Here is an 18,466-nt window from a genome sequence, read left to right on the forward strand (position 1 = left end):
CCGCACTGACGAACTGGATATTCGATGAACCAGGAAGTCCTGAACATCTTCAACCCGGTCCAGGCCGCCCCGACCTTCGACCAGATCCGCATCTCGCTGGCTTCGCCCGAGAAGATCCGGTCGTGGTCGTTCGGCGAGATCAAGAAGCCGGAGACCATCAACTACCGGACCTTCAAGCCGGAGCGCGACGGCCTGTTCTGCGCCCGCATCTTCGGTCCGACCAAGGACTACGAGTGCTTGTGCGGCAAGTACAAGCGCATGAAGTACAAGGGCATCATCTGCGAGAAGTGCGGGGTCGAAGTGACCCTGGCGCGCGTTCGCCGTGAGCGCATGGGCCACATCGAGCTGGCCTCGCCGGTCGCCCACATCTGGTTCCTGAAGTCGCTGCCGTCGCGCATCGCTCTGATGCTGGACATGGCGCTGAAGGAAGTGGAGCGCGTGCTCTACTTCGAGAACTACATCGTCACCGAGCCGGGCCTGACCCCGCTGAAGCAGAACCAGCTGCTGACGGAAGACGAGTACTACCGCTACCAGGAAGAGTTCGGCGACGACAGCTTCACCGCTGAGATCGGCGCCGAGGCCGTGCGCAACATGCTCATGGCGATCGACCTGCAGAAGGAAGCCGAGCGTCACCGCGCCGAGCTGGCCGACAACCCGTCGGAGATGAAGGCCAAGAAGGCGTCCAAGCGCCTGAAGCTGATCGAGGCCTTCCTCGAGAGCGGCAACAAGCCGGAGTGGATGATCCTGACGATCGTCCCGGTCATCCCGCCGGAACTGCGCCCGCTGGTGCCGCTGGACGGCGGCCGCTTCGCGACCTCGGACCTGAACGACCTGTACCGCCGGGTCATCAACCGTAACAACCGCCTCAAGCGCCTGATCGAGCTGCGCGCGCCGGACATCATCATCCGCAACGAAAAGCGGATGCTGCAGGAAGCCGTCGACGCCCTGTTCGACAACGGCCGCCGCGGCCGCGTGATCACCGGCGCCAACAAGCGTCCGCTGAAGTCGCTGGCCGACATGCTGAAGGGCAAGCAGGGCCGCTTCCGTCAGAACCTGCTGGGCAAGCGCGTCGACTACTCGGGCCGTTCGGTCATCGTGGTCGGTCCCGAGCTGAAGCTGCACGAGTGCGGCCTGCCCAAGAAGATGGCGCTGGAGCTGTTCAAGCCGTTCATCTACGCGCGTCTGGACGCCAAGGGCCTGTCGGGCACCGTCAAGCAGTCCAAGCGCATGGTCGAGCGCGAGCAGCCGCAGGTCTGGGACGTGCTGGAAGAGGTGATCCGGGAACACCCGGTGATGCTGAACCGCGCCCCGACCCTGCACCGTCTGGGCATCCAGGCGTTCGAGCCGAAGCTGATCGAAGGCAAGGCCATCCAGCTGCACCCGCTGGTCTGCGCCGCCTTCAACGCCGACTTCGACGGCGACCAGATGGCCGTGCACGTCCCGCTGTCGCTTGAAGCGCAGCTGGAAGCGCGCGTGCTGATGATGTCGACCAACAACATCCTCAGCCCCGCCAACGGCCGCCCGATCATCGTTCCGTCGCAGGACATCGTGCTGGGCCTGTATTACCTGTCGCTGGCCCGTGACAACGAGCCGGGCGAGGGCAAGCTGTTCGCCAACATGGGCGAGATCGACGCGGCGCTCGACGCCCGCGTGATCACGCTGCATTCGAAGGTGAAGGCCCGCTACACCGAGATGAACGAGCACGGCGAGGTGGTCACCCGCGTGATCGACACCACGCCGGGGCGGATGAAGATCGCCGCCCTGCTGCCGCGTCACCCGGCGATCAACCACAAGCTGCTCGAGAAGAACCTCACCAAGAAGGAGATCGGCAACCTGATCGACGTGGTCTATCGCCACTGCGGTCAGAAGGCGACGGTCATCTTCGCCGACCAGATCATGGGTCTGGGCTTCCGTGAGGCGGCCAAGGCCGGCATCTCCTTCGGCAAGGACGACATCGTCATCCCCGAGCGCAAGACCGTGCTCGTCGACGAGACCCGCAAGCTGGTCGAGGAGTACGAGCAGCAGTACGCCGACGGCCTGATCACCAAGGGCGAGAAGTACAACAAGGTCGTCGACGCCTGGGCCAAGGCCACCGACCGCGTCGCCGACGAGATGATGGCCGAGATCGCCACCAAGCGGAAAACCGAGGACGGCCGCGAAATGGAGATCAACTCGATCTTCATGATGGCCAACTCGGGCGCCCGTGGCTCGCAGGCCCAGATGAAGCAGCTCGGCGGCATGCGCGGCCTGATGGCCAAGCCGTCCGGCGAGATCATCGAGACCCCGATCGTCTCGAACTTCAAGGAAGGCCTGACCGTGCTGGAGTACTTCAACTCCACCCACGGCGCCCGTAAGGGTCTGGCCGACACCGCCCTGAAGACCGCCAACTCGGGCTACCTGACCCGTCGTCTGGTCGACGTGGCCCAGGACTGCATCATCACCGAAGAAGACTGCGGCTCGACCCGGGGCATCACCCTGCGCGCCGTGGTCGAGGGCGGCGACGTGCTGGTCTCGCTGGGCCAGCGCATCCTGGGCCGCTGCGCGGCCGAGGACGTCAAGGATCCGTCCACCGGCGCCGTCGTGGTGCCGGCCGACGGCTACTTCGACGAGACCGCCATCGAGCTGGTCGAGCGCGCCGCGGTGCAGTCGGTGAAGGTCCGCTCGGTGCTGACCTGCGAAAGCGACGTCGGCGTCTGCGGGGCCTGCTACGGCCGCGACCTGGCGCGCGGCACGCGGGTGAACATCGGTGAAGCCGTGGGCGTCATCGCCGCCCAGTCGATCGGCGAGCCGGGCACCCAGCTGACCATGCGTACCTTCCACATCGGCGGCACCGCCCAGGTGGCGGAGCAGTCGTTCTTCGAAGCCACCAATGAAGGCGTGGTGCGCATGGCGGGCGGCGCGACCGTCACCGGCGCCCACGGCGACCTGGTGTCGATGAGCCGCAACCTGACCGTGACCGTCCAGGTCGACGGCAAGGACCGCGAGTCCTACCGCGTCCCGTACGGCGCCCGTATCCGGGTGAAGGACGGCGATCCGGTGAAGAAGGGCCAGCGCCTGGCCGAGTGGGACCCGTACACCGCCCCGATCCTCACCGAAGTGGGCGGCAAGGTTCGCTTCGAGGACCTGGTCGACGGCCTGTCCGTGAAGGAAGAGACCGACGAAGCCACCGGCATCGCCCAGCGCGTGGTGGCCGACTGGCGCGCCTCGCCGCGCGGTTCGGACCTGCGTCCGGCCGTGGGCGTGCTCGCCGCTGACGGCTCCTACCTGCGCACGGCGTCCGGCGCCGAGGCCCGCTACCTCCTGCCCGTCGGCGCCATCCTGTCGGTGGCCGACGGCGACGAGACGCGTCCCGGCGACGTGCTGGCCCGTCTGCCCACCGAAGGCGCCAAGACCCGGGACATCACCGGCGGTCTGCCGCGCGTGGCCGAACTCTTCGAAGCCCGCCGTCCGAAGGACTGCGCGGTCATCGCGGAAATGGACGGTCGCGTCGAATTCGGTCGGGACTACAAGAACAAGCGCCGCATCAAGATCACCCCGGAAGACGGCGGTGAGGCGGTCGAGTTCCTGATCCCGAAGGGCAAGCACATCTCGGTGCACGACGGCGATCTGATCGCGAAGGGCGATTACATCATCGACGGCAACCCGGATCCGCACGACATCCTGCGCATCCAGGGCATCGAAGCGCTGGCCGAGTTCCTGGTGAACGAGATCCAGGAGGTCTACCGACTGCAGGGCGTGCCGATCAACGACAAGCACATCGAGACGATCGTTCGTCAGATGCTGCAGAAGGTGGAGATCCTCGACGCCGGCGACACCGGCCTGATCAAGGGCGACCACCTGGACAAGGTCGAGGTCGACGCCGAGAGCAAGAAGGCGGAAGCCCGTGGCGGCCGTCCGGCCCTCACCCAGCCGGTCCTGCTCGGCATCACCAAGGCGTCGCTGCAGACGCGCTCGTTCATCTCCGCGGCTTCGTTCCAGGAGACCACGCGCGTGCTCACCGACGCTTCGGTCAACGGCAAGATCGATACGCTGGAAGGCCTCAAGGAGAACGTCATCGTCGGCCGCCTCATCCCGGCCGGCACGGGCTCCTACCTGCGGGGCATGCAGCGGATCGCCGCCAAGCGCGACGAGCAGCTGGTCCAGCAGCGCGAAGAGACCATGGAGCCGCTGCCGGTCGAGATCGCTCTCGAAGCCGCGGCGGAGACCCCGGAGGCCTAAGGCCTGCGGACGCTTCAACGACGAAAGGCCCGGGAGGCGACTCCCGGGCCTTTTTCATTGCTGGTGGGGCGCGGGCCGTTCTCGCGTGCGGCTCAGGCGGATTGGGGGCGGCGTCGGGCGTTGAGCCTCTTCGACCACCGCGCGGCGGCCCTGGTGGCGGTCGTGCGGATCCACAAGCGCGGGCCCAGATTGCCAAGGTTGTAGACCAGACGAGCGATCCGGCCGGCCGGGTCGACGTGCGGATGCGTGCCGACCCGCGTCATTTCCCTGCTCTCGGCGATCGCATCGATGCTCGAACCGTCGAGAACGTTCTGGCGCACGGGGTCGGGCGACACGCCGTAGGTCGTCATGCGGCAGTTCCAGACCCGGTGCAGGTCGTGGTCGATCGGATCGACCAGGGTGCGGCCCCGCGCCCACTCGACGTATTTGACCGCTCCTTTGTGGCTGACCAGGTAAGCGCCGTTTCCCATCGGCACGCTCACGTACTTCACCAGGTCCAGGCCTGGGGCGAGCGAGGCGACCCGCACGCGGCCGCCGCTCCCCAGGCCCGCCAGCCGCACCAGGTCCCAGTCCGCGGGCAGGCGGTCCACGGCGTCCAGCACCTTGAGCAGGTCGGCGTCCAGGGCGAGGTCGTCTTCGAGCACCAGCGTGGCTGCGGCGCCGGTCGTGACGACCTCTTCCATGATCGCCAGATGGCTGGCGTAGCAGCCGATCTCGCCTATCGAGAGCGGGCGCGCCGTCGCGGGCGCATCGCGGAAATAGCGGGCGAGGGCCGGCGGCAGGGCGTCGCCGCGGACCGCGGCGAACCGCTCGAAGGGCAGGCCGAGCCGCCCTAGCTGGGCGCTCATCCAGTCGAGCCGGTCGGCGTCCCGATCCAGATTGATGAGTACGATGCGGACCATGGAAGCTTCTCTGACTGGTGAAGCAAGCACGACCGTTCCGGGCCTGTCACTAGCCGACCGCGGTCTCTGCGGCTCCTTGCGGCGAAGTCGTTCGCCGCGCCGCCTTCGGCGTGCCGGGGGCGCTATTCGCCGAATGTCTGTGGTTCGACGCGGGCGCGCTGGTAGCTGAACCGTGGAACGCCGGAGCTGGCCCATGGCGCCGATTTTCCTGATCAATCTGGACCGCGACACCGATCGGCTGCGCCTGATGGACGAGCAGTTCGCGCGCCTGGGGCTGGCCTACGAGCGGTTCTCGGCGGTTCGCGGCGACGCGCTGGGCGCGGCCGCCCGCTGGTTTCACCTGGTGGACGGCGTGTCCCCGACCCTGACCAGCGGCGAGGTGGGCTGCTACGCCAGCCACCTGACCGTCATGGAGATGCTGATCGAGCGCGGCGCGCCCGCCGCCCTGGTCTGCGAGGACGACTGCCGCCTGAGCGAGCATCTTCCGAGGCTGCTGGCCGAGGTGGACGCCTTGCCCGAAAGCTGGGAGCTGGTCCGGCTGGCCACCCTGCCGGTCAAGCAGGCGGTCGTGCGGGCGGCGCGCATCGGGGGCGGGGAGCTGGTGAAATACTCCCGCATTCCGGTCGGCGCCGGCGCCTATCTGATCAGCCGCCGCGGGGCGGAAAAGTACCTGGCCTGGGCGGCGAAGGCGCCGCTGGTCCATCCGTATGACGAGGATCTCGCGCGCCCCTGGATCTGCGGGCTGTCGACCTACGGCTTCGCGCCCACGCCGATCCGGCAGAACGTCCTGCCCGCGTCCAGTATCGGCGACCGGCCCTGGCGTCCGCGCAACCGTCACCGCCTGGAGCCGCTCGAACGTGCGGTCGACGCCCTGGCCGACCTGGGCCTGGGCGGCTGGCTCGTGGCTGCGGCCAGCAACGTGCGGGCCCGGTTGTCGCGCGCGCACCGTCGCCGGATCACCGCGCGCGTCGGCGCCTGACGCGGGGCTAGGCGGCCTCGGCGCGGGCCAGCGGTTTCGCCGTCTCGCCGATCACCGACCGGTAGAAGCGCTCGATGCGCTCGGCCGCGGCTTCGCCTTGATAAGCCTGCAGATCGTAGCGCACGCGCCCCGGGCGGGCACTGATCAGCTCGGCCAGGGCGCTCTGCAAGGCGGCGCGGTCGTCCGCCCGAACCACGACCGCGGCGGTGCGCTGCAGGATCTCGCCCAGCCCTCCGGCGTCGGTCCCCAGGATCGGCGCGCCCGCCGCCATGGCTTCCAGGGCGGAGATGCCGAACGGCTCGATGCGCGAGGGCATGACGAACAGGTCCAGCGCCCGGTACCAGGGGGCGGGGTCGACCACGTGCCCGACGAAGGAGATCCGCGGGTCGCCCGCGGCTAGCGCCTCGAGCGCGGCGCGTTCCGGACCGTCCCCGAGCACGGCCAGCCGGGCGCCCACGGGGGCCTCGGCGCGGAAGGCTTCGATCAGCAGGTCGACGCCCTTAACCCGGTGGAGGCGTCCGACACAGCCGAGCAGCAGATCGTCCGGACCGGCGCCGACCCGCCGGCGCGCGGCCTCGACTTCGCCGGGCCGGACGTCGGCGCGCCGGGGCAGCCAGTTGGAGATCGTTTCCGCCCGTCCGGCGTAACCGGCCATGTCCTGGCGTTGCCACTCGGCGATCCGGATCACGCCGTCCAGACGCGCGCTTTCCTTGGCCCGGTAGCGATTGTGCAGGCTCGTCACCGCCGGCGGCCGCCGCCGCATCGCGCCGACGGCGCGGGCCGAACGGCCGACGTGCGCGTGAAGAATGTCCGGCTTGAAGCGGGCGACCGCGCCCCCGATCGAGAACGGCTCGAACGGACGCCAGGCCAGGTAGCGGGGAATGTCGCCGGGCAAGTGGTCGTGGATCGACGGACCGCCTCCGGCCTTCTGCGGCCGCACGACGAAGCCGACGCGGTGTCCGGCGTCGCGCTGCCGAAGCGCGAGGTCGAGGCAATAGGTGCCCGCGCCGCCGAAACCGGCGTGCAGAAGCACATGGAGTATGCTCAGCGGCGGCCCGTTGCGCGACATGGGAGATCCGGCGACGCTCAGGTGGATGCGGGGGCCGGGGCAGGGGCGTGGCCGGCGCGTCGGCGCCGGTCGACGACGTCCTGGTAGAAGCGCTCGATCCGGGCCACGGCGCGGTCGCCTTCGTACCGGGTCAGGTCATAGGCGACACGCCTGGGAAAGGCGCCCGTCGACATCGCCGCGAAGGTTTCCGCCAGGGCGCGCGCCAGCTCGCCCTCGTCGCCCGGAGGCACGAGCCGCGCCGGCGTTTCCGACAGGATTTCGGAGAGCCCGCCCGCGCGGGTCGCCACGATCGGAGCGCCGCGCGCCATGGCCTCCAGGGCCACCAGGCCGAACGGTTCGGCGCGAGAGGGCATGACCAGCAGGTCGGCGGCTTCGTACCAGGCGGCGGGATTCCTCACGTGTCCGGCGAAGGTGATCCGACCGTCGCCGGCCGCCAGCGCCTCAAGCGCAGGCCGCAGGACGCCGTCGCCGAGGATCGCCAGGCGGGCGTGCGCCGGGGCGACGGCGCGGAACGCGGCGATCAGCAGGTCCACGCCCTTGACCGGAGCCAACCGGCCTACGAACACGAGCAGCGGTGCGCCGTGGGCGTCGGCCGCGCTGCGCGCCAGGGCGACCTCCTCGGCCGTGCAATCGGCCAGGTTCGGCAGCCAGTTGGGGACGGTGATCGACAGCCCCTTGAAGCCGGCCATGGCCGCCGCCTGCCACTCCGCGACCCTGATCACGCCGCCGAGGCCGCCGCTCTCCGCGCGCCGATACTTGATGTGCAGCGTCCCGACCGTCGGCGGCAGCAGCGGCGTGGAGGCGACGATCTTCGAGGTCCGCCCGCCGTGCGCGTGGACGACGTCGGCCTTCAGCGCCCGCGCCGCCCGAAGGATCGTCAGCGGCGCGAAGAGACGAGATGTCTCGAAGATCCGCAGGTCGTCCGGCGCGTGGTCATGAAACGAGGCCGGAAGCCTGGGATCACGCGGCTTGACGACGGCGCCCACCGTGTCGCCCGAAGCGATCTGCCGTCGGGCGAGATCGGCCAGATAGCGTTCCGTGCCGCCGAACCCCTCGGCGAGCATCACGTGGAGTATGTTCATTGGCGCCCGAACCGTTGCGATGGCCGCGAGGCTCGCGGGCTATCGCGCCCGGGCGGGCACGGCCTCGGCGATGCGGCGGGACCGGCTGCCGGTGCGACCGGAAGGATTGAGCGCGTTCACCGAACCGCCATATTTTGGCTTTGGGCGGAAACCATCATGGGGCTCCGTCGTTAGGCCGTGGGTCGGGTGCGGGGGCGTTTCGAGTAGCGAATGGACAACCAGATCGAGCGCGAGCGTGTCGGCCGTGATCTGGCCGAGCGGCACGGCGAGAACGATCTGTTCGCCGCGGCGCTTCGTGGCGCGTGCAAGGCCATGCTGCTCGCCGACGCCCGTCGACCTGGCAAGCCGATCGTGTTCGCCAATGACGCTTTCCTGCAGCTGACCGGCTATGCGCGGGACGAGGTCCTGGGTCGCAGCTGCAGCTTCCTGCAGGGGCCGGGCACCGACCAGGAGAGCGTCGAGGCGATCCGGCGCGCGCTCGCCGAGGGCCGCGCCCTGTCGATCGAGATCCTCAACTACCGCAAGGACGGCACGGCGTTCTGGAACGCCGTCTCGCTGAGCCCGGTCGCCGATGCCAGCGGTGCGCCGGAGTACTATTTCGCGGTTCTCTCCGACGTCAGCGACAAGCGCGAGGCCGAGCTGGCGCTCAAGGAGGCCTACGAGGGCCTGGAGCGCGCGGTGGACGACCGTACGCTCGACCTGCAGACCGCCCTCGACCAGAAGACCATGCTGCTCCACGAGGTGGACCACCGGGTCAAAAACAACCTCCAGCTCATCTCCTCGCTGATCCAGCTGCAGCTGCGGCGCAGCGCCGAGCCTGTGGTGAAGGAGGCGTTGCGCGGGGTGCTGGACCGGGTGGGCGCGATCTCGACCGTCCACCGGCGGCTGTTCCAAAGCGACGACGTGCGCCGGTTCGACGTGGCGGAGTTCGTCGCCGACCTCATCGAGGACCTGAGCTCCGGCGCGGCCGAGCGCGGCATCCGCTTCGAGCTGGACCTGGAGCCCGTCTTCGTTTCGTCCGGCAAGGCCGCGCCGGTGTCGCTGATCGTCAACGAACTGGTCGCCAACGCCATGAAGCACGCCTACCCGGAGGGGAAGGGCGGGCTGATCCGGGTCGCGGTCCGGCGCGAAGGCGAGAAGGAGCGCATCGTCGTCCAGGACGACGGCGTCGGCTTCGACATGGGCGACGCCAAGACCGTCAGCGGCGGTCGCCACATCATCGAGTTGCTGTCGCGCCAGCTGCGCGCGACCACCACCTGGGAAGGCGCGAACCCCGGTACGCGGGCGGTCGTGCTGCTGCCCAGCGAAGGGGAAGGGGCCGGATGAGGGTCCTGATCGTCGAGGACGAGGTGCTGGTCGCCGCCGAGCTCGCCTGGCTGGTCGAGGACCTCGGCCACGACGTGGTCGGCGAGGCGGCCACTTCGGCCGACGCCCTGCGCCTGGCCGGCGACACGCGTCCCGACCTGGCCCTGGTCGACATCCACCTCTACGACGGCCCGACGGGGGTGGAGGTGGCCCGCCGGATTTCCGCGGAGTCCGGCGCGACGGTGCTGTTCATGACCGCCAACCAGAAACGGGTGCCGGCGGATTTCGCCGGCGCGGCCGGCCTGGTGCCCAAGCCCTATTCGATCCACGGCATGCAGGAGGCGATCGCCTTCGTCGAGCAATGCATGGCCGAGGGCCGCGCCATGGCCGAACCGCCCCACAGCCTCAAGGTCGCGCCGGCCTTCACCGAACGCCTGTGCGGCCGAAGCGCGTGAGCCCGGCTCAGACCGGCTTGGTGGCGCAATAGCCGATCAGGCTGCCGGGGAAGGGCAGGTCGCCGTAGCCGCTCAACACCTCGACGGTGAAGCCGGCCTCCTTCAGCGCGGCGACCACGAAGGAGCGCGGCCACAGGCGCTGGCGGTGGGTTTCCTCGGTGCGCCGCCAGACCCCCTCGATCCGGCGGAAGGCCACCACACGGCGCGCGAGGGTGTCGGCGTCGCGGTCCTCAGCCACCTCGAAGGCGACGTGCCAGTCCTCGCCCTCGGTCCAGCCGCGCCGCACGCTCTTGCCGACCCGCAGGGGCGCGGCCGCGTCGAACAGGAAGATTCCGCCCGGCGCCAGGGCGTCGTGCACCTTACGGAAGAAGGCGGTGAGCCGGTCGGGGCCGAGGTCGGCCCCGTCGTGCTGGTAATTGATCACCTCGCCGATGGCGCAGACCGCCGCGGCGCGGGGCAGGTCGACCTCGAAGGCCGAGGCCTGGATGAAGCGGGCGTCCGGCGCGCGCCGGCGCGCCAGATCCAGCAGCGGCGCGGACAGGTCGACACCCACCACCTCCAGTCCCCGGCTGCTTAGACGCTCGGCCAGCACGCCGCCGGCGCAGCCCAGGTCGACGACCGCGGCCTTCTCCGCGGGCATGCGGCGCAGCACCTCGTCGGCGGCGGCGCGGGCGAAGTCGGAAAAGCCCGCGTCGTGGACGTAGGCGATGTCGGCTCCGTAGAACTGGGTCGGCGTATCCGCCGGGGTCATTCGCGTCTCAGCGCCTCGATGGGGTCGAGCCGGGCGGCCCGCCACGCGGGATAGGCCCCGAACACTACGCCCACCAGCACCGAGAAGCCCAGCGACACCGGAGCCGCCCAGGCCGGCACCGCGGCCGGCCACTGGCCCACCCTGGCCAGCAGCAAAGCGCCGCTGACCCCGATCAACAGGCCGATCAGGCCGCCGCCCAGGGACAGCGCCACCGACTCCAGGGCGAACTGCATCAGGACGTCAGAACGGCGCGCGCCCAGCGCCATGCGCAGGCCGATCTCGCGGGTGCGTTCGGTGACCGAGACCAGCATGATGTTCATGATCCCGACCCCGCCGACCAGCAGCGAGACGGCGGCGACCGCCGCCAGCAGGACGGTGAAGGTCTGGGTGGCCTGCTGCCCGGCTTCCAGGATCGAGGCCATGTTCTGCACCTGGAAGTCGTCGTCGGCGCCCGGCGCGATCCGGTGGCGCTCGCGCAGCAACGCCTTGACGTCGTCCTCCATGGCGTAAAGCGCGTCCTCGTCGGCCGCCTTGACGTAGATCTGCTGGACGTTGTCGCCCTTCACGCGCCGGCCGAACAGGCGCGAGCGGGCCGCCTGCAGCGGGGTCAGCACGATGTCGTCCTGGTCCTGGCCGAAACCGCTCTGGCCCTTGCTGGCCAGGACGCCGATCACTTCGAACGGCGCCGTCCCGATCCGCACCCGCTGGCCGATCGGATCGAGACCCGGGAACAGCTCGTCGGCGACGGTCTGGCCCAGCACCGCGATCTTGCGGCCCTGCTGGGCCTCACGGTCGTCGAACATCCGGCCTGAAGCGATGGAGAGGTCGCGGGCGGCCAGGTAGTCCTGGGTGACGCCCTCCACCCGGGTGTTCCAGTTGGCGCCCTGGGCCACCACCTGCTGGCCGCCGCGCACGGCCGGCGAGACGGCGACGACGCCCTCGACCTGCTGGCGGATGGCGGCGGCGTCGCGGTCGCTCAGGCCCATGCCGGAGCCCGCCGCCTGGGCGGCGAAGCCGCGGCCCGCGCCAGGCGTGACCACCAGCAGGTTGGAGCCGAGCCCGGAAATGGCGCTGGTCACCTGCTGCTGCGCGCCCAGGCCGATGGCGGTCATCATCACCACGGCCGCGACGCCGATGACCACGCCCAGCGCGGTGAGGGCGCTGCGCATGGGGTGGGCGACGATGGCGCCGAGCGAAAAGCGGAACAGGTCGCCGGTCTTCACGCGCCGGCTCCGTCGTCCGAGACCACCCGGCCGTCGCGGAAGGCGATGCGCCGGCGCGCGCGGGCGGCCACGCCGGCGTCATGGGTGACCACCAGCAGGGTCAGGCCCTGGCGGTTCAGTTCGTCGAACAGGGTCAGCACCTCCTGGCCGGTGGCTTGGTCCAGCGCGCCGGTCGGCTCGTCGGCCAGCAGCAGGTCCGGGCCGTTGGCGAGCGCGCGGGCGATGGCCACGCGCTGCTGCTGGCCGCCGGACAGCTGGGTCGGGCGATGGTCCATGCGGCTTCCCAGCCCCACCCGGCCGAGCAGTTCGGCCGCCCGCTCGCGCCGCTCGCGCGGATCGACGCCGGCGTAGACCAGCGGCAGCTCCACGTTCTGCAGGGCCGACAGCCGCGGCAGGAGCTGGAAGCTCTGGAAGACGAAGCCGATCCGCCGGTTGCGGAAGTCGGCCAGCTGGTCGTCGTCGAACTCGCCGACCGCCTCGCGCTCGAAGCGATAGGTCCCGGCGCTGGGGCGGTCCAGGCCGCCCAGTATGTTCATCAGGGTCGACTTGCCCGAGCCCGACGGGCCGATCACCGCCACGTGCTCGCCCCGGGCGATGGAGAGGGTGACGTCGGCCAGCGCCGCCACCCGCTCCTCGCCCATGAGGTAGGTCTTCTGAAGCCCGCTTACTTCGATCACGGCGCGAGCCTCACATCGGCCCCGGGCCGCCGGGGCCGCCCGGACCGCCGCTACGGCCGCCGCGCAGCGCCGCCTGGGCCTTGGGACGCGGACCGCCCCCGGTGATCACCTGGTCGCCGACCTTCAGCTGGCCGCCGAGCACCTCGGTCGAGGTCCCGTCGGAGCCGCCGATCCGCACCGGCACGGCCACCGGCTTGTCGTCGCGCAGCACCCAGACCACGCCGCGCTGGCCGCCCGAGGCGGTGCGCGAGCGGAGCGCCTCCAGCTTCTCGATCTGGTCGGGGCGTAGCAGGGGACGGATCTTGTCGAAGGCGGCGTTCATCGCCTCGCGCATGGCGGTGCGGCGGTCGCCCGAGGCGGCCTGCGCCTTGGACCGCGCCTCGGTCAGGATCGGCGCGACCTGCGCCTTCTGCTTGACGTCGAGCTCCAGCGCCTCTGAGACGCGGTCGGCGTTCATGCCGCCGCCGCGCGGATTGCGGTCGGCGGCCGGGCCGCCCATCGGCAGCAGGCCGCCCTGGCGGGTCTTCTGACCGCCCTGAGCGTCGGCGGGGGTGAAGCGCAGCGCCGTGGTCGGCACCTTCAGGACGTCGGTGCGCCGCTCGATGACGATGTCGGCGTTGGCGGTCATGCCGGGCAGCAGCTTGCCGTTCGGATTGTCGGCCTGGGCGAGCACCACGTAGGCGACGACGTTCTGCTCGGTCTGGGGCTGCTTGCGGACCTGGGTGACCACGCCCCGGAAGGTCTCGTCCGGGTACGCGTCGACGGTGAAGCGCACGGCCTGGCCCTCGCGCACCTGGCCGATGTCGGCTTCGTCGACGAGGATCTTGGCCTGCACCCGCGACAGGTCCTGGGCCAGCACGAACAGGGTGGGCGCCTGCAGGCTGGCGGCGACCGTCTGGCCAGGCTCGATCTGGCGGTCGACGACGATTCCGTCGATGGGCGCGACCACCCGGGTGCGCTCCAGGTCGACGCGGGTGGCGTCCAGCGCGGCCTGCGACTGGTTCACCCGCGCCGCCTGGGCCCCGATCGCCGCCTGGGCCGAGCCGACCGCCGCGCGGGCGCGCTTCAGCTCGGCGTCCGCCTGATCGAGCGCGGCCTGGGCGGCGATGCCCTTGTCGGCGAGCGCCTTGGTGCGGTTGAAGGCGGCCTGCGCCACGGCCACGTCGGCTTGCGTCTGGGCCAGCGCCGCCCTCTGCTGGGCGACCTGGGCGTCCGCCGCCTTCACCTCGGCGCGACCCTGCGCCAGGCGCGACTGGTAGGTGGACGGATCGAGGATGGCCAGGGTCTGGCCGCGCTTCACCCGGTCGTTGAAGTCGACCAGCACCTGCTCGACCTGACCGGACAGCTGCGAGCCCACCTGCACCGTGACCAGCGCCTCCAGCGAGCCGGAGGCGGAGACCGTGCGGGTGAGGTCGCCGCGGGTGACCGACTCGGTGCGATAGGGCGCGGCGTCGGATTTGCGGCCGAGGCCGAGCGCGCCGAACAGCACGATCAGGGCCAGGGCGGCCAGCCCCCCCAGCCACAACAGGCGGCGATCGATCCGGCGGGAGAAGCGCGGGGCGGGCGAAGAAGCGGTCATTACGGGTTCAACGGCCGGTACGGCGCGATCCGTCGGCGAACAGGCTCTGGATCGGGGTGAGCGGCAGCTCGGCCGCGGTCAGCGCGCCGTCCTGGTCGGTGTCGAGCATGGCGAAGCGGCGGCTGGCGGCGGCCTTGAACTCGTCGCGGGTGACGCTCTGGGACAGGTCGGCGTCGGCGCCGCGCACCGGATGGGGCTCGTTCAGCAGGGCGTAGGGCGCGACGCCCTGGTAGCCGCCCCCGCGGTGGCCCTTGCCGCCCTTCTTGAAGTCGCCGCCCATGCCGCCCCCCTTGCGGTGACCGCCCATCCCGCCAGGGCCGCCCGGGAAGCCGGGTTCCGGTCCTGGACCCGCCGCCACCCGGGGCAGCATTTCGGGCACAATGGTCTCCTCGTAGACGCTGACCTCGTCGCCACGGATCAGGCCGTCCTTGCGGGTGTCCAGCACGTCGAAGAATCGGTCCGCGCCGGCCACGAACTCGACCCGGGTGATCCGCCCGTCGTGGTCCGCGTCGGTCTCGGCGAACCAGGCCTGGACCGGGTAGGCGGCGCCGGACGGGGCCCGGTAGGGCTGGCCCCAGGGGCTGACGAACAGCTGCGGCCGGGCAGGGCGGTCGCCCGGCGGCGGTCCGCCTTCCGGTCTGTGCGGCGAGAGGCCGTGGTGGGCGCAGGCGGCGAGGCCGGCGACGAGCAGGGCGGACAGCAGCGGGGAGGGGCGGGGCATGGGCGGGCTCGGCGAGGTGCGCCGAGCTTCAACGGATCCGCCTGCGCGATCCGTCGCGCATTAGGAAACATTGACGGAACCGACTCCCTCGCGTAAGGAGCGCGCTCTTTCGAGGTCCGGGTCGGGCGACCGATCCGTCTTCGTGGACAATTGGACGAATGGGCTGTCGCCCGCCGGAGCGCCCGAAGCGCGCGTTCCGGCACGTTTTGTTGTTTGCGTGGAAGGCTCTCGAGCAGTCAACCCGGGCGGGGATGTCCCCGTCCAAAAGAAGGACCGAGGCGCCCCGGCCGAAAGGCACACGCCTCCCCGATCAAGAGAGCTTCATGCCTACGATCAACCAGTTGATCCGCAAGCCCCGCGCGCCGAAGCCGTCGCGCAACAAGGTGCCCGCGCTGAAGGGCAGCCCGCAACGTCGCGGCGTCTGCACCCGCGTGTACACGACCACCCCGAAGAAGCCGAACTCGGCTCTCCGTAAGGTCGCCAAGGTGCGCCTGACCTCGGGCATCGAAGCGGTGTGCTACATCCCCGGCGAAGGCCACAACCTGCAGGAGCACTCGGTCGTGCTCATCCGCGGTGGCCGCGTGAAGGACTTGCCCGGCGTTCGCTACCACATCCTCCGCGGCGTGCTCGACACGCAGGGCGTGAAGGATCGTAAGCAGCGTCGCTCGCACTACGGCGCCAAGCGTCCGAAATAATCTAAGCGCGAAGAGGATACACAAGCATGTCGCGTCGTCGTCGCGCAGAGAAGCGTCAGGTTCTGCCGGATCCGAAGTTCGGAGACCTGGTCGTCACGAAGTTCATGAACTACGTGATGTACGAAGGCAAAAAAGCCGTGGCCGAAAACATCGTCTACGGCGCCTTCGACATCCTGGCCGCCAAGCGCAAGGACGTTCAGCCGCTGGAAGCTTTCCACGCCGCGCTGGACAACGTCGCGCCGGCCGTGGAAGTGCGTTCCCGCCGGGTCGGCGGCGCCACCTACCAGGTGCCGGTCGAAGTCCGTCCGGACCGCCGCCGCGCCCTGGCCATCCGCTGGCTGGTCAACGCCGCGCGCAACCGCGGTGAAAACACCATGACCGAGAAGCTCGCCGCCGAGCTGCTCGACGCCTCCAACAACCGCGGCACCGCCGTGAAAAAGCGCGAAGACACCCACAAGATGGCGGAAGCCAACCGGGCGTTCTCGCACTACCGCTGGTAACGAGCTCCAGCGACCTTTGCGTGCTTTTCGGCGCGGGCGGTTTGGGATAAACCGCCCGCGTCGTTCGTCCATCTCCCCGAACGCCCCGCGAACCCGAGCTTAATTATGCCCCGTACGCACAAGATCGAGGACTACCGCAACTTCGGCATCATGGCCCACATCGACGCGGGCAAGACGACGACGACCGAGCGGATCCTTTACTACACCGGCAAGTCCCACAAGATCGGCGAAGTCCACGAGGGCGCCGCCACCATGGACTGGATGGAACAGGAGCAGGAGCGCGGCATCACCATCACGTCGGCCGCGACGACCGCTTTCTGGAACGGCAAGCGCCTGAACATCATCGACACCCCCGGGCACGTCGACTTCACCATCGAAGTCGAGCGCTCGCTGCGCGTGCTCGACGGCGCCGTGACGGTGCTGGACGGCAACGCCGGCGTCGAGCCGCAGACCGAGACGGTCTGGCGTCAGGCCGACAAGTACAACGTGCCGCGCATCATCTTCATCAACAAGATGGACAAGCTGGGCGCCGACTTCGACAAGTCCGTCGAGTCGATCCGCGACCGCCTGGGCGTGAAGGCCGTTCCGATCCAGTTCCCGATCGGCGCCGAGTCCGCCCTGCGCGGCCTGGTCGACCTGGTCCGCATGAAGGCGGTGGTCTGGGCCGACGACGGCCTGGGCGCGAAGTACGAGGATCAAGAGATCCCGGCCGACCTGCAGGCCAAGGCGGCTGAAGCCCGCCAGTACCTGATCGACAACGCCGTCGAACTCGACGACGACGCCATGGAAGCCTACCTGGGCGGCGAAGAGCCGTCGGAGGAAGTGCTGAAGAAGTGCCTCCGCAAGGCGGTGCTGACCGGCGCCTTCTACCCGATCCTGTGCGGCTCGGCCTTCAAGAACAAGGGCGTGCAGCCCCTGCTCGACGCCGTCGTCGACTACCTGCCGTCGCCGGTGGACATCCCGCCGACCCAAGGCATCGACTACAAGACCGAGCAACCGGTCGAGCGTAAGGCTTCGGACGAAGAGCCGCTGTCGATCCTGGCCTTCAAGATCATGGACGACCCGTTCGTCGGCTCGCTGACCTTCTGCCGCATCTACTCGGGCAAGGTCGAAGCCGGCATGGGCCTGCTGAACGCCACGCGCGACAAGCGCGAGCGCGTCGGCCGCATGCTGCTGATGCACTCGAACAACCGCGAGGACATCAAGGAAGCCTACGCCGGCGACATCATCGCCTTGGCTGGCCTGAAGGACACCCGGACCGGCGACACCCTGTGCGACCCGCTGAAGTCGCCGGTGATCCTGGAAAAGATGGAATTCCCGGCCCCGGTTATTGAAATCGCCATCGAGCCGAAGTCGAAGGCCGACCAGGAGAAGCTGGGCGTCGCCCTGGCCAAGCTGGTGGCCGAAGACCCGTCCTTCACAGTCCACACCGACCAGGAGTCGGGCCAGACGATCATGAAGGGCATGGGCGAGCTGCACCTGGACATCAAGGTCGACATCCTGAAGCGCACCTACAAGGTGGAAGCCAACATCGGCGCGCCGCAGGTGGCCTACCGTGAATCCCTGGGTAAGCGGGCCGAGATCGACTACACCCACAAGAAGCAGACCGGCGGTACCGGCCAGTTCGCCCGCGTGAAGCTGGTGTTCGAGCCGACCGAAGCGGGCACGGGCTTCCAGTTCGAGTCGACCATCGTCGGCGGCTCGGTGCCGAAGGAATACGTCCCGGGCGTCCAGAAGGGCATCGAGTCGGCCAAGGAAAACGGCCTGCTGGCCGGCTTCCCGCTGATCGACTTCAAGGCGACCCTGATCGACGGCGCCTACCACGACGTCGACTCCTCGGTCCTGGCCTTCGAAATCGCTTCGCGCGCCGCCTTCAAGGAGCTGCGCGAGAAGGGCGCTCCGAAGCTGCTCGAGCCGATCATGAAGGTCGAAGTGCTGACCCCGGACGAGTACATGGGCGACATCATCGGCGACCTGAACAGCCGCCGTGGTCAGATCCAGGGCACCGAGACGCGCGGCAACGCGCAGATCGTCACCGCCTTCGTTCCGCTGGCCAACATGTTCGGCTACGTGGGCAACCTGCGCGGCATGTCGCAAGGCCGCGCGCAGTTCACGATGCAATACGACCACTACGAGCCGGTGCCGCAACACGTCGCCGACGAAGTGATCAAGAAGTACGCGTAACCCCTGAAACCTTAGGACACGCCCCGTTTCAGGGGCCGGAGCTAGAGAAATGGCCAAGGAAAAGTTCGAACGTAACAAGCCGCACTGCAACATCGGCACGATCGGTCACGTCGACCACGGCAAGAC

Annotated in this window: 16 protein-coding genes; 8 read left to right on the forward strand and 8 right to left on the reverse strand. The window is 69.5% G+C overall.

The annotated features are described in order from the left end of the window. Window positions 1–24: 24 nt before the first annotated feature. Entirely contained in the window at window positions 25–4,218 is a 4,194-nt protein-coding gene (gene rpoC, locus H8B08_RS08805) for a DNA-directed RNA polymerase subunit beta' (protein ID WP_187449819.1), read from the forward strand. Between the two features lie 92 nt (window positions 4,219–4,310). Here the strand turns inward: rpoC and H8B08_RS08810 are convergent, their stop codons facing one another. Continuing rightward, complete coding sequence (locus tag H8B08_RS08810) at window positions 4,311–5,120, reverse strand: glycosyltransferase family 25 protein (RefSeq protein ID WP_187449820.1); 810 nt, start codon at window positions 5,118–5,120, stop codon at window positions 4,311–4,313. 193 nt (window positions 5,121–5,313) lie between these two features. Between H8B08_RS08810 and H8B08_RS08815 the strand changes: the two genes are divergently transcribed. Further along, window positions 5,314–6,099: a glycosyltransferase family 25 protein gene (locus H8B08_RS08815; protein ID WP_187449821.1), complete on the forward strand. Its 786-nt coding sequence runs from the start codon at window positions 5,314–5,316 to the stop codon at window positions 6,097–6,099. A 7-nt stretch (window positions 6,100–6,106) separates the two neighbouring features. Here the strand turns inward: H8B08_RS08815 and H8B08_RS08820 are convergent, their stop codons facing one another. Further along, entirely contained in the window at window positions 6,107–7,168 is a 1,062-nt protein-coding gene (locus H8B08_RS08820) for a glycosyltransferase family 4 protein (protein ID WP_187449822.1), read from the reverse strand. A gap of 17 nt (window positions 7,169–7,185) precedes the next feature. Further along, entirely contained in the window at window positions 7,186–8,250 is a 1,065-nt protein-coding gene (locus H8B08_RS08825) for a glycosyltransferase (RefSeq protein ID WP_187449823.1), read from the reverse strand. 210 nt (window positions 8,251–8,460) lie between these two features. Between H8B08_RS08825 and H8B08_RS08830 the strand changes: the two genes are divergently transcribed. Together H8B08_RS08830 and H8B08_RS08835 are read left to right on the forward strand one after the other, a co-directional pair. Next, window positions 8,461–9,576 carry a histidine kinase dimerization/phosphoacceptor domain -containing protein gene (locus H8B08_RS08830; protein ID WP_187449824.1) on the forward strand — a complete coding sequence of 372 codons (1,116 nt, stop codon included), beginning with the start codon at window positions 8,461–8,463 and terminating at the stop codon, window positions 9,574–9,576. Further along, window positions 9,573–10,010: a response regulator gene (locus H8B08_RS08835; protein ID WP_187449825.1), complete on the forward strand. Its 438-nt coding sequence runs from the start codon at window positions 9,573–9,575 to the stop codon at window positions 10,008–10,010. Before H8B08_RS08830 ends, H8B08_RS08835 begins: the two co-directional genes overlap by 4 nt. Window positions 10,011–10,017: 7 nt before the next feature. Here the strand turns inward: H8B08_RS08835 and H8B08_RS08840 are convergent, their stop codons facing one another. Genes H8B08_RS08840 through H8B08_RS08860 form a run of 5 tightly spaced genes read right to left on the reverse strand, consistent with a single transcriptional unit; the run spans window position 10,018 to window position 14,961 of the window. Next, window positions 10,018–10,761 (reverse strand): class I SAM-dependent methyltransferase, encoded by a 744-nt coding sequence (locus tag H8B08_RS08840; protein ID WP_187449826.1) that lies wholly within the window; start codon window positions 10,759–10,761, stop codon window positions 10,018–10,020. After that, window positions 10,758–11,984, reverse strand: a complete 1,227-nt coding sequence (locus H8B08_RS08845; protein ID WP_222934374.1) for an ABC transporter permease — start codon at window positions 11,982–11,984, stop codon at window positions 10,758–10,760. The genes H8B08_RS08840 and H8B08_RS08845 overlap by 4 nt, the downstream gene beginning before the upstream one ends. Further along, window positions 11,981–12,661: an ABC transporter ATP-binding protein gene (locus H8B08_RS08850; RefSeq protein WP_370545444.1), complete on the reverse strand. Its 681-nt coding sequence runs from the start codon at window positions 12,659–12,661 to the stop codon at window positions 11,981–11,983. Before H8B08_RS08850 ends, H8B08_RS08845 begins: the two co-directional genes overlap by 4 nt. Before the next feature lie 10 nt (window positions 12,662–12,671). Then, entirely contained in the window at window positions 12,672–14,240 is a 1,569-nt protein-coding gene (locus H8B08_RS08855; protein WP_187449827.1) for an efflux RND transporter periplasmic adaptor subunit, read from the reverse strand. Window positions 14,241–14,247: 7 nt separating this feature from the next. Further along, window positions 14,248–14,961: a hypothetical protein gene (locus H8B08_RS08860; protein ID WP_187449828.1), complete on the reverse strand. Its 714-nt coding sequence runs from the start codon at window positions 14,959–14,961 to the stop codon at window positions 14,248–14,250. Window positions 14,962–15,284: 323 nt separating this feature from the next. Between H8B08_RS08860 and rpsL the strand changes: the two genes are divergently transcribed. The 4 genes from rpsL to H8B08_RS19190 form a co-directional block, all read left to right on the forward strand. Continuing rightward, a complete protein-coding gene (rpsL, locus tag H8B08_RS08865; RefSeq protein ID WP_163261398.1) occupies window positions 15,285–15,656 on the forward strand; it encodes a 30S ribosomal protein S12 in 372 nt (123 codons plus the stop codon). A 26-nt stretch (window positions 15,657–15,682) separates the two neighbouring features. Then, a complete protein-coding gene (rpsG, locus tag H8B08_RS08870) occupies window positions 15,683–16,156 on the forward strand; it encodes a 30S ribosomal protein S7 (RefSeq protein ID WP_187449829.1) in 474 nt (157 codons plus the stop codon). Between the two features lie 105 nt (window positions 16,157–16,261). Next, window positions 16,262–18,340: an elongation factor G gene (fusA, locus tag H8B08_RS08875; protein WP_187449830.1), complete on the forward strand. Its 2,079-nt coding sequence runs from the start codon at window positions 16,262–16,264 to the stop codon at window positions 18,338–18,340. A 49-nt stretch (window positions 18,341–18,389) separates the two neighbouring features. After that, window positions 18,390–18,466 (forward strand): hypothetical protein (locus H8B08_RS19190; protein ID WP_245158267.1); only part of this gene is annotated, 77 nt, incomplete at its 3' end.

The sequence above is a fragment of the Caulobacter sp. 17J80-11 genome (assembly GCF_014349105.1).
Classification (GTDB): Bacteria; Pseudomonadota; Alphaproteobacteria; order Caulobacterales; family Caulobacteraceae; genus 17J80-11.

Excerpts from the sequence above, each read along its gene's own strand:
- H8B08_RS08840 (WP_187449826.1), bottom strand. The coding sequence starts at position 10,761 with ATGACCCCGGCGGATACGCCGACCCAGTTCTACGGAGCCGACATCGCC.
- H8B08_RS08830 (WP_187449824.1), top strand. The coding sequence starts at position 8,461 with ATGGACAACCAGATCGAGCGCGAGCGTGTCGGCCGTGATCTGGCCGAG.
- rpsL (WP_163261398.1), top strand. The coding sequence starts at position 15,285 with ATGCCTACGATCAACCAGTTGATCCGCAAGCCCCGCGCGCCGAAGCCG.
- H8B08_RS08820 (WP_187449822.1), bottom strand. The coding sequence starts at position 7,168 with ATGTCGCGCAACGGGCCGCCGCTGAGCATACTCCATGTGCTTCTGCAC.
- rpoC (WP_187449819.1), top strand. The coding sequence starts at position 25 with ATGAACCAGGAAGTCCTGAACATCTTCAACCCGGTCCAGGCCGCCCCG.
- H8B08_RS08810 (WP_187449820.1), bottom strand. The coding sequence starts at position 5,120 with ATGGTCCGCATCGTACTCATCAATCTGGATCGGGACGCCGACCGGCTC.
- H8B08_RS08815 (WP_187449821.1), top strand. The coding sequence starts at position 5,314 with ATGGCGCCGATTTTCCTGATCAATCTGGACCGCGACACCGATCGGCTG.
- H8B08_RS08835 (WP_187449825.1), top strand. The coding sequence starts at position 9,573 with ATGAGGGTCCTGATCGTCGAGGACGAGGTGCTGGTCGCCGCCGAGCTC.
- rpsG (WP_187449829.1), top strand. The coding sequence starts at position 15,683 with ATGTCGCGTCGTCGTCGCGCAGAGAAGCGTCAGGTTCTGCCGGATCCG.
- H8B08_RS08855 (WP_187449827.1), bottom strand. The coding sequence starts at position 14,240 with ATGACCGCTTCTTCGCCCGCCCCGCGCTTCTCCCGCCGGATCGATCGC.
- fusA (WP_187449830.1), top strand. The coding sequence starts at position 16,262 with ATGCCCCGTACGCACAAGATCGAGGACTACCGCAACTTCGGCATCATG.
- H8B08_RS08860 (WP_187449828.1), bottom strand. The coding sequence starts at position 14,961 with ATGCCCCGCCCCTCCCCGCTGCTGTCCGCCCTGCTCGTCGCCGGCCTC.
- H8B08_RS08825 (WP_187449823.1), bottom strand. The coding sequence starts at position 8,250 with ATGAACATACTCCACGTGATGCTCGCCGAGGGGTTCGGCGGCACGGAA.